The sequence below is a fragment of the Enterobacter sp. CM29 genome, assembly GCF_013179605.1.
Taxonomy (GTDB): domain Bacteria; phylum Pseudomonadota; class Gammaproteobacteria; order Enterobacterales; family Enterobacteriaceae; genus Enterobacter; species Enterobacter intestinihominis.
This window is the reverse complement of record NZ_JABMCU010000170.1, coordinates 1-9,878: the sequence shown is the minus strand read 5'-3', so window position 1 is coordinate 9,878 and position 9,878 is coordinate 1. Positions and strand designations below refer to the sequence as shown.

General features: G+C 54.1%; 11 protein-coding genes and 1 pseudogene. 5 read left to right on the top strand and 7 right to left on the bottom strand.

The features are described from left to right. The first annotated feature begins 93 nt into the window (after nucleotides 1–93). The 4 genes from radC (at nucleotide 94) to mutM (ending at nucleotide 2,285) form a co-directional block, all read left to right on the top strand. Nucleotides 94–759: a DNA repair protein RadC gene (gene radC / locus HP459_RS17890; protein ID WP_022646621.1), complete on the top strand. Its 666-nt coding sequence runs from the start codon at nucleotides 94–96 to the stop codon at nucleotides 757–759. A 217-nt stretch (nucleotides 760–976) separates the two neighbouring features. After that, nucleotides 977–1,213, top strand: a complete 237-nt coding sequence (gene rpmB, locus HP459_RS17885; RefSeq protein WP_002436699.1) for a 50S ribosomal protein L28 — start codon at nucleotides 977–979, stop codon at nucleotides 1,211–1,213. 22 nt (nucleotides 1,214–1,235) lie between these two features. Then, the gene (gene rpmG, locus HP459_RS17880) at nucleotides 1,236–1,403 is read left to right on the top strand and encodes a 50S ribosomal protein L33 (RefSeq protein ID WP_003024094.1); all 168 of its coding nucleotides are present in this window, start codon (nucleotides 1,236–1,238) and stop codon (nucleotides 1,401–1,403) included. Nucleotides 1,404–1,475: 72 nt separating this feature from the next. Next, nucleotides 1,476–2,285, top strand: a complete 810-nt coding sequence (gene mutM / locus HP459_RS17875) for a bifunctional DNA-formamidopyrimidine glycosylase/DNA-(apurinic or apyrimidinic site) lyase (protein ID WP_003860879.1) — start codon at nucleotides 1,476–1,478, stop codon at nucleotides 2,283–2,285. A gap of 2 nt (nucleotides 2,286–2,287) precedes the next feature. Here the strand turns inward: mutM and coaD are convergent, their stop codons facing one another. From coaD to rfaQ, 7 genes are all read right to left on the bottom strand, one after another. Continuing rightward, nucleotides 2,288–2,767: a pantetheine-phosphate adenylyltransferase gene (coaD, locus tag HP459_RS17870; RefSeq protein ID WP_022646622.1), complete on the bottom strand. Its 480-nt coding sequence runs from the start codon at nucleotides 2,765–2,767 to the stop codon at nucleotides 2,288–2,290. Nucleotides 2,768–2,770: 3 nt separating this feature from the next. Further along, nucleotides 2,771–3,541, bottom strand: a complete 771-nt coding sequence (locus tag HP459_RS17865) for a glycosyltransferase family 2 protein (protein WP_003860875.1) — start codon at nucleotides 3,539–3,541, stop codon at nucleotides 2,771–2,773. Beyond that, nucleotides 3,541–4,815, bottom strand: a complete 1,275-nt coding sequence (waaA, locus tag HP459_RS17860; RefSeq protein WP_003860874.1) for a lipid IV(A) 3-deoxy-D-manno-octulosonic acid transferase — start codon at nucleotides 4,813–4,815, stop codon at nucleotides 3,541–3,543. Before waaA ends, HP459_RS17865 begins: the two co-directional genes overlap by 1 nt. A gap of 66 nt (nucleotides 4,816–4,881) precedes the next feature. Beyond that, on the bottom strand, nucleotides 4,882–5,871 hold the full coding sequence (locus tag HP459_RS17855) for a glycosyltransferase (RefSeq protein ID WP_126502782.1): 990 nt from the start codon (nucleotides 5,869–5,871) through the stop codon (nucleotides 4,882–4,884). A gap of 11 nt (nucleotides 5,872–5,882) precedes the next feature. Then, nucleotides 5,883–6,983 (bottom strand): glycosyltransferase, encoded by a 1,101-nt coding sequence (locus HP459_RS17850; protein WP_023299022.1) that lies wholly within the window; start codon nucleotides 6,981–6,983, stop codon nucleotides 5,883–5,885. A gap of 2 nt (nucleotides 6,984–6,985) precedes the next feature. Continuing rightward, the gene (locus HP459_RS17845) at nucleotides 6,986–8,113 is read right to left on the bottom strand and encodes a glycosyltransferase family 4 protein (RefSeq protein ID WP_171936573.1); all 1,128 of its coding nucleotides are present in this window, start codon (nucleotides 8,111–8,113) and stop codon (nucleotides 6,986–6,988) included. Continuing rightward, complete coding sequence (rfaQ, locus tag HP459_RS17840) at nucleotides 8,110–9,180, bottom strand: putative lipopolysaccharide heptosyltransferase III (protein WP_074142833.1); 1,071 nt, start codon at nucleotides 9,178–9,180, stop codon at nucleotides 8,110–8,112. Before rfaQ ends, HP459_RS17845 begins: the two co-directional genes overlap by 4 nt. A gap of 150 nt (nucleotides 9,181–9,330) precedes the next feature. Here rfaQ and HP459_RS17835 point away from each other — a divergent pair. After that, nucleotides 9,331–9,878: pseudogene (locus HP459_RS17835) on the top strand (deacetylase); the annotation flags it as partial.

The window sequence follows — 9,878 nt, the reverse complement described above, 5'->3', positions numbered from 1 at the left end:
TCACTTTGCGAGGCGCTACGCAAGAACGAAACGCCAGCGTCGAGCCCCGAATTTGCCTGTGGCAGCATAATGGCAAACAGAAGGAGGCCGGGCATGGAAGAGACTGAACTGCTGCTACCGCGTGAAAAAATGCTGCGCCATGGCGTCACGTTGTTAAAGGACGACGAGCTGCTGGCGCTCTTTTTACGCACAGGCACGCCGGGGAAAACGGTATTTACGCTGGCGAAAGAGCTGATAGAGCATTTCGGCTCACTGTATGGATTGTTGACCGCCGAGCTGGAGGCGTTTACGCACGTTGAGGGCATTGGCGTGGCGAAATATGCCCAGCTGCGGGGCATTGCGGAGCTGGCCCGGCGATTTTACAACGTGCGTATGGAGGAAGAAGACCCGATCCTCACCCCCGACATGACCCGCGAATTTCTGCAAAGCCAGCTTTCCGATCTGGAGCGGGAGATCTTTATGGTGATCTTTCTCGACAATAAAAACCGGGTACTGAAACATACCCGCCTTTTTTCGGGAACATTGAGCCACGTTGAGGTGCATCCGCGTGAAATTGTGCGGGAAGCGATAAAAGTGAATGCAGCCGGCGTGATCCTCGCGCATAATCACCCCTCTGGCTGTGCAGAACCAAGCAGAGCTGACAAAGCAATTACCGAACGTATTATCAAATGCTGTCAATTCATGGACATTCGTGTGCTGGACCATCTGATAATTGGCCGCGGAGAGTACATTTCTTTTGCCGAGCGTGGCTGGATTTAGGCCTTTTCTCGCGATCCATCGGGATCTTTGTCTGTTCGGGACTTGAGCACACCGCCGAGTCAGCGTATACTACGCCACCTTTGAGAATCTCGGGTTTGGCATTTGGGCCTGGCAATCGAGAGTTCAATAGAACTATGCGATGACCGGGCTGTAAAGCCTGACGAGGCGCCGATACCCCATACGAAGCTCGAGCTAATTTGATTTTTGGAGAATAGACATGTCCCGAGTCTGCCAAGTTACTGGCAAGCGTCCGGTGACCGGTAACAACCGTTCCCACGCACTGAACGCGACTAAACGCCGTTTCCTGCCGAACCTGCACTCTCACCGTTTCTGGGTTGAGAGCGAGAAGCGTTTTGTCACCCTGCGCGTATCTGCTAAAGGTATGCGTGTAATCGATAAGAAAGGCATCGATACAGTTCTGTCCGAACTGCGTGCCCGTGGCGAAAAGTACTAAGTACTTAAAGAGGAAATAAATCATGGCTAAAGGTATTCGCGAGAAAATCAAGCTGGTTTCTTCTGCTGGTACAGGTCACTTCTACACCACCACGAAGAACAAACGTACTAAGCCGGAAAAACTGGAACTGAAAAAATTCGATCCAGTTGTACGCCAGCACGTACTGTACAAAGAAGCTAAAATCAAATAATTTTAGTCTCCTTGTATTGAAAAACCCCGCAACTGCGGGGTTTTTTGCATTCTGCATCTCAACGGAGGAACCATGCCTGAATTACCTGAGGTAGAGACCAGCCGCCGCGGCATTGAGCCCCATCTGGTTGGCGCGACTATTCTTCATGCTGTCGTTCGCAACGGGCGTCTGCGCTGGCCGGTGTCCGATGAGATCCACGCGTTAAGCGATAAACCCGTCCTGAGCGTACAGCGCCGCGCGAAATACCTGCTGCTGGAGCTGCCTGACGGCTGGATCATTATCCATCTGGGCATGTCGGGAAGCCTGCGCATCCTCACCGAAGAGTTGCCTGCGGAAAAGCACGACCACGTTGATCTGGTGATGAGTAACGGCAAGGTGCTGCGTTACACCGACCCGCGTCGCTTTGGTGCATGGCTGTGGACCAAAGAGCTGGAAGGGCACAACGTGCTGGCGCATCTTGGACCTGAGCCGCTCTCAGAGGCGTTTAACGCGGATTATCTCAAAGAGAAGTGCGCGAAAAAGAAAACCCCGATCAAACCCTGGCTGATGGATAACAAGCTGGTCGTGGGCGTGGGGAATATCTATGCCAGCGAATCGTTGTTTGCCGCCGGGATCCATCCCGATCGGCTGGCCTCTTCGCTGTCTGCGCAGGAGTGCGAGCTGCTGGTCAGAGTGATTAAAGCGGTACTGCTGCGCTCAATTGAGCAGGGTGGGACGACGCTGAAGGATTTTCTGCAAAGCGACGGGAAGCCGGGCTATTTTGCGCAGGAGTTGCAGGTTTATGGTCGTAAGGGGGAACCGTGCAGAGCATGCGGGACGCCGATTATTGCCACGAAGCACGCTCAGCGCGCCACGTTTTACTGCCGTCAGTGCCAGAAGTAGGGTTACTTTAACTTTTCCATCAACGCCTGGTGGACGTTAACCGGCAGAAAGTGGGTAACGTCCCCGCGATGGCGCGCCACCTCTTTTACCAGCGAAGAAGAGATGAAGGACCACTCTTTGGAGGGCATCAGGAATACGCTCTCCAGCTCCGGCATCAGATGGCGGTTCATGTGCGCCAGCTGCATCTCATATTCGAAGTCTGCTACCGCGCGAAGACCGCGGATCAGGATATTGGCCTGCTGAGCACGGGCAAAGTTTGCCATCAAATCGCTGAATCCGACGACCTCAACATTCGACAAATGCGAAATCGCATCGGTGGCAAGCTGCACGCGTTCGTTCAGGTCGAACATCGGCTTTTTGCTCGGGCTGGCGGCAATGGCCAGAATCACTTTGTCGAACATACACGCCGCACGGGTGATGATATCAAGATGACCGTTAGTGATCGGATCGAAGGTACCCGGATAAATCGCTTTTGTGCTCATGGCTCACGTTTTCTCTGAGTAGCCGCGGTTCAGTGCCCACAGCTCGGTGTATTTATTGAAAGTATACTGGGCATTCACTACCGCCAGTAACCAGCCCTGTTTGCCGTCCAGCACGCCGCCACGTAGCAGCAGCGTTTTCAGAAACGCGCCCAGCGTGTGGGTGAAGATGCCGGTCAGCGTGGCCTTCTTGCCGCGCGCATGCCGCTCCTGTGCCCAGGCGGTGGCATAGTTCAGCTGTTTCCGCTGGAAGCTGGCGAAATCGCGGCAGGTCAGATGAAGCAGATCGCCCGTCAGGGGGATGACCTGAGCGTTATCGCAGGCCAGAGACTCATGGACCAGGTTGTCGTTGTACTGATAACGCTCGCGGGCATAGAGGCGCATCACGCGGTCGGGGTACCAGCCGCTGTGGCGCATAAAGCGGCCCAGGAAATAGTTACGACGCGCGATACTGTAGACCGCGCCGGGCTGTGGCGCAGCAAGCACCGTTTGAATGGCCTGTCGGAGTTCCGGGGTGACGCGCTCATCGGTATCGATCATCAACACGTAATCGCCTGTGGCGTAACCCTGCGCACGCTGACGCTGAATACCGTAGCCCTGCCAGTCGGTGTCGGTAAAGACTTTTGCCCCGGCTGCACGGGCAACGTCCGCCGTATTGTCCGTACTTCCGGAATCGAGAATGACGATTTCGTCAGCCCAGGCAACAGAGGCCAGGCAATCCGGAAGCAGGTCGGCGGCGTTTTTGGCGATCATCACGACCGACAGACGCGTTGACATTAGTGGCTCCGCTGCGGCAGGTAAGGTTGCAAAAGTTGCAGCAGACGGGTCAGTGCACCCTGGTTCTGATGCAGGACTTCAACGGCGTGACGACCGTACCACAGGCGGTAATCTTCGTCAGTCAGAAGGGTTGAGACCTCTTTGACCACCGAGTCCGCATCGGTCACGGTGATTAAGCCATCGGCTTGCTGCAATTTCGCGCAGATATCTTTGAAGTTAAACGTGTGTGGACCCATCAGCACGGGAATGGCGTGGGCTGCCGGCTCCAGCGGGTTATGACCACCGCGCTCCACCAGGCTTCCGCCAACGAATGCAAGATCGGCAATCCCGTACAGCAGCATCAGTTCGCCCATCGTATCGCCAATCACCACCTGCGTGCTGCCAGAGGGGATTTCGCCGCTGCTGCGCAGGGTGAAGCTGAAACCGCCTTTTTGCACCATCTCCCGGGCATCTTTAAAACGCTCAGGATGGCGAGGCACCAGAATCAGCAGTAAATCAGGGAATTTTTCCAGCAGCTGGCGGTGAGCCTGAAGAATAATGGCCTCTTCGCCGTCATGGGTGCTGGTGGCAATCCAGACCTGGCGACGCGGCGCCCACTGACGACGCAGCGTCACCGCACGGGCGGCGAGTTCAGGGGTGACGGAAATATCGAACTTCAGGCTACCCGTGACCGCAAGCTGGTTGCGCTTCAGGCCGAGGGCGATAAAGCGCGCGGCATCTTCTTCGTTCTGCGCGGCGATCAGCGTAATTTTGCTGAGCAGGCGACGCATAAATTTACCCAGCTTGCCGTACCCTTTAGCCGAGCGTTCCGACAGACGCGCGTTGGCGATAACCAAAGGAATTTTACGGGCATGCAGGGCGGAAATCATATTCGGCCACAGTTCAGTTTCCATGACGATCACCAGTTTAGGGCGAACGGTATTCAGGAAACGGTTCATGGCGCAGGGGAGATCGTACGGCAGGTAGACGTGATGCACGTCTTTACCGAAGGCAGACATCACGCGCTCTGAGCCTGTTGGCGTCATCGTGGTGACGGTGATGGGCAGTGACGGATAACGGTGGCGTAAGGCACGCACCAGTGGAATGGCGGCCAGCGTTTCCCCGACTGACACGGAATGCAGCAGAATACCGTCCGGCGCCACTTTATTGCGGCAGTAGCCATAGCGTTCGGCCCAGCGTTTACGGTACGCAGGCGCTTTACGGCTACGAAGCAACAGTCGCAGCCACACCAGTGGCTGAATGATGTAGAGCAGGGCGGTATACAACAATTCCAAGCGATTATCCGTTTTTTTAGTTTCGGCCGGGAAATTCTAAGCATTTAAGCGTGCTAAAGCTATCTCTTATGCCAGATACCGTTTTAAACGGAAGTAGCGTCGGCCCAGGCGCCAGCGCAAACGCGGGCTTTTGGCACTTTTCCAGATGAGCTTCCAGATCCCGGTGTCGAAGAACTCTTTGATTATCATTGATTTCTTCGCTTCATCCTTCATGTTGTCGAAGGTATGAATAATTCCCAGACCCTCTTTGGCGATTTGCCAGTGACAGGCCGGGATATTTTTCACTTTATCCGGGTAGCGCTGGTTAATGGCATCTAGCATCTTCAGGATCTTCATGTAATGGCGCGCTGAGCGAATCAGCGTGTCGTCATTATCCGGGGTGTGCGATACCGAGGCGGAGTGAATGTAGTAGTCGTAAAAGCGTTCGCTGGTGTACTGAACGCGTTCTGCAGCAAGCAGCACCTCAGTCGTCCACGGGATATCCTGATGGCGCAGGCCAGGCTCGAAACGAAAGCCGTGCTGACGAATAAAATCGTGACGATAGATATTCAGCCAGGTCACATGCAGGAACTTACGTGAATCCAGCGCCTTTTTTAACCATGCCGCGCCATTCATGACGCCCGTTGAGGCGAGCTTATCTTCAGGGAAGATAGGGCGAGACGGTTTTTTGTTATTTTCCCAGACGTAGTTGCCATTGCAGGTGGCGACATCCAGGTTCTGCGTGACGGCCATATCCAGCAGACGCTGGTACATGCCGGGTTTGAAGACATCATCAATATCCGGGAAAGAGAGATATTGGCCGGTCGCAATGGCCAGGCCGGTATTACGCGCGATGGACACGCCCTGATTAGGTTGTTCAATAACCTGCATCTGTGGCAGCTGTTCGCGCCATTTTTCGACAATCTGCATCGAGCGGTCAGTGGAGCCGTCATTCACGATGATGACTTCCATACTGTCCATGTGTTGATTTACAAGGCAGGTAAAGAACTGATCGAGAAAAGCTTCACCGTTATAAACGGCAACCACCACGCTTAATATAGGCGCTGAATTTTGCATATGAAACCTGATTATTTTTGGTTGTCGACCAAAGCAATGTATTGCTGGCAAATGGCGTTGATACCGAACGATGCGATCGTTTCGCGATCAACAACCGGCGGAGAGGCATACAGTTCTGCCAGGGTATTCGCCAGTGATTCGTCGGTTAACGCGGTCAGACCGCGCGCCAGGGGGCCAGTAAGGATCTCAGCAGGGCCGCCAGGGCAGTTTGTACTCACCGGTGGGGTCTGACAGATAATGGACTCTACCAGTACATTACCAAAACCTTCGCAGTCGGAACTTAACACTAAAAGGCGTGCACCTTTGATCCACGGATAAGGATTGGTTTCAAACGGGCGGAAGACGATCTTGTTTTCAATTCCCAGCTTAGCGGCAAGCTGTTTGAGCTGGTTAATTTTCACGTCAGAGCCTTTGCCCATCAACACCAGTGATGCGTCAATCTTGCTCATCGCAAACGCCCGCAGCAGCCGGTCGTGACGTTTGTGCTCATGAAAACGGCCAACGTGGATAATGTAATTCTGCCCCTGCATCTCAAAGGGCGCTTCCGCCAGACGCTGAATTTCAGGGATATCAAACGGGTTATGGATAACCGCTTTGCGCCGCAGGGGGATCGCGAGTACTTCAGACAGATCGTGCAGCACGGCGCCGGATACCGCCACCACGTTGCGGTTTTCATAGGTATGACGAATTTTATAATGCTTAAACCAGCGAGAAAGCCCGCTGCGATGGCGCAAATAGGAGAAGGAGAACATCCCGTGTACGCAAAACCAGACCTTATCGCGATCCAGCACGCGGCTGTGCGCCACGATACGGTCGGTTTTATGCAGATGCGAGAAGACGACGTCAAATTTACCGCTGCGTTCTGCCTGCTCAATGGCGCGATCCAGCAAACGGGCGCGACGCGGGATCTCGGTCAGCTTGCGCCAGGGTTTTTTACAGGTATCCTGCACGACCTGAAAATCGATGCCTTCCGGAATGGCGTAGTCGCACACCTTCCGTAAGGAGAAAAGGGTGACCTGATGCCCCAGTTCTGTCAGTCCGCTGGAGAGGGTGAGAACCGTTTTTTCGGCTCCTCCACCGGGTAAACCATCAATAATCATTAGGATGCGCATTATTAATCCAGTAATTTTTGATAAAGCGAAATAAGCTGACTTGATAGTTTTTCAGGGGTTGCTTCTCTGACGCGTTCACGCGCCGCAAGCCCCATATTGTTATTTTTTTCCAGTGAAGGGATGGACATGACGGCCTCCTTCAATGTGTGGATATCAAGTGCATCACAGTAAAACCCGTTCTGGCCTTGCTCAATAAATTCTGAACCACCGCAACTCTCTGACGTAATGACGGGCAATCCACAGGCCATTGCTTCAAGTATGACGTTAGGGAAAGGATCATACAGCGTCGGCAGCAGTAAACCATCAGAAAGCTGATAAAATGGCAGCGTCTCTTTTTGCATCCCCAGGAAACGGATTTGCCCCTCACAGCCTAATGAACGGGCGAGGTCGCGATAGCGGCTTTCCGCTTTATCCTGACCGACCACAACCAGCCACGCCGATGTTCCTGCTATAGCCTGAATAGCGCTTGCCAGCCCCTTGCGTTCAAACCCTGAACCCACGAAGCAGAAAATGACGGCATCAGCGGGTAAGCCAAATTGCTTACGCAGTACAGCGCGCTGTCTCTCTTCTGCCGGAACGAAGCGGCGGGAATCTATTGAATTATAAATCACATGTATCTTTTTTGCGTCAATATCAAAGTCTTCGACGATTTCGCGCTTGATCATCTCCGCATTACAGATAACGGCTTTCAACTCGGGAGCCTGGTACATTTCACGTTCGGCGTTCATCACGTAGCGGTGATAGTGATCGTGCATGAGCAGCTTCGCGCGCCAGGCGGGAAGAATACGCGTACGCTGTAGCAGCCAGCGTCGATGTACACCATCTCCGGCGCGGTAAATATCGCAGCCCGGAATACGTTCGTGGCTCTGTACAATATCAAACTGCTGTTGCTGCCACAGCGCGCGCGCGGCGTGTGCAAAGCCGCGTTCACGGCTGATGCGGCCCCACTTTCGTGGATCGCAGATATGAATATGCCAGTCGTCCTGCTTTTCGCCCTGCCACTCGCGGGTGATGACGTTGAGCTCAAGATTTTGATTGCTCAGCGCGGTGAGTGCCCTGGAGACAAAACGTTCTGCTCCCCCATCCGGCCGATATTTTTGGCGCACAATGGCCAGACGATGAAGCTTCATTGCAGGTATCTCCTTGCGGCGGAGACGACAGCATCAACGGGGATGGCGTCGAGATAACGTTCCGTCGTTTTTGTATCAATGGCGTCAGGGTTGGGAAGCGGGCCGTAGTTACCAGCCCAGATGACCTCGCCGTTAACCTGCCATGGCGACCAGAACGTCAACTTTGATGGGCCAAACAGCGCCACGCAGGGCGTCTGAAGGGCGGCGGCCATGTGCATGGGGACGGAGTCAACGCCAATGAACAGGGCTGCGTGATCGATAAGCGAGGCCAGCTGGCGCAGGGTTAACTGCCCTGCCAGCGATACAACACCCGTCTGCGGGGAGGCGGCAAGAATGCGGTCAATCATCGCCAGCTCTTTCTTATCCGGTCCCGCCGTAAGGACGATAGTGTGGCCGTCCTGCTGCAATGCGGCGATAGTTTGCGCCATTTTGCCTTCGTCCCAGCACTTAAAGAACCAGCGTGAAGTGGGTTGAATAACGATATAGCGTTCCCCCACGCCCTTTTGTGTCAGCTTGTGATGAGCATGGTGCCAGTCATCCGCGCTGTAAGCCATGGTGACGGCGGGTCTGGCGGCAACGGGTAATGGTTTCAGTATGGACAGGTTTTGTTCAACGGTGTGCAGCGACTGATGGCTGGCGACTGAGACCAGTTCACTGTGACAAAAACGCCAGAAGGCATTATTGCGCTTGTTAAAAGCGAACCCGAGCCGAACCGGTGCGCCGGTGAAGCGGGTAACAATCGCGCTGCGCCACTGATCGGCAAGATTGATCACCAGATGATAATGCTGAGCGCGTAAAGCACGAAGCAACTGCCACTCTTTTTGCAGGTGCTTCAGCGTCCCCAGCTGCTTCCATTTACGATCGATACCATAGATCGTACCGATTGCCGGATGCGCGGCGAGCATGTCTCGCGTCTCTTCATAGAGAAGCACGTCGATTTGGGCTTCAGGCCATTTCTGGCGCAATGAATTGATGACGGGGGTGGTGAGTAACATGTCACCATGATGGCGAAGTTTAATCAGTAAAATGCGCAAATCAGGCGTGTCAGGTAAGTTATTCATCATCATCTTATCGGCGTTGTACTGTTGGCAATTCTAATAGACCTGGTAACGACTTGCACTCTTTCTCCATAATGTCAGGAATTTCCCTGGAAGGGTTTACTCCTGCTTTCGGGCGTGCGTAACATAGCGCTAACTATTTTGTCTTGCGGACTCATTATGAAAAAACCAGCGTTTATCATCACGATCGATACCGAAGGGGATAATCTCTGGCAGAACCACCGGGTCATCAAAACGGAAAACGCGCGCTACCTGGCGCGGTTTCAGACGCTTTGCGAGCGTTTCGGCTTTAAGCCTGTCTGGCTCACCAACTACGAGATGGCCGTCGAACCGGTGTTCATTGAGTTCGCGAAAGAGGTCATAGCCCGGGGGCAGGGCGAGGTAGGAATGCATCTCCATGCCTGGAACAGCCCTCCGGAGCACGATCTGACCGGTGATGACTGGCGCTGGCAGCCTTATCTGATTGAGTTTTCAGACGAGGTCATGCGTGAGAAAGTGCTGTTCATGACCCGCCTACTGGAAGAGACCTTCCAGACAAAAATGCTCAGCCATCGCGCCGGGCGCTGGGCATTCGACAGCCGTTACGCCCGGTTGCTGATTGAGCTGGGGTATCAGGTAGATTGTTCCGTTACGCCGCGCGTGAACTGGCGCAACGCGAAAGGTGCCCCGCAGGGTAATGGCGGAACGAATTACCAGCATTTTCCCGA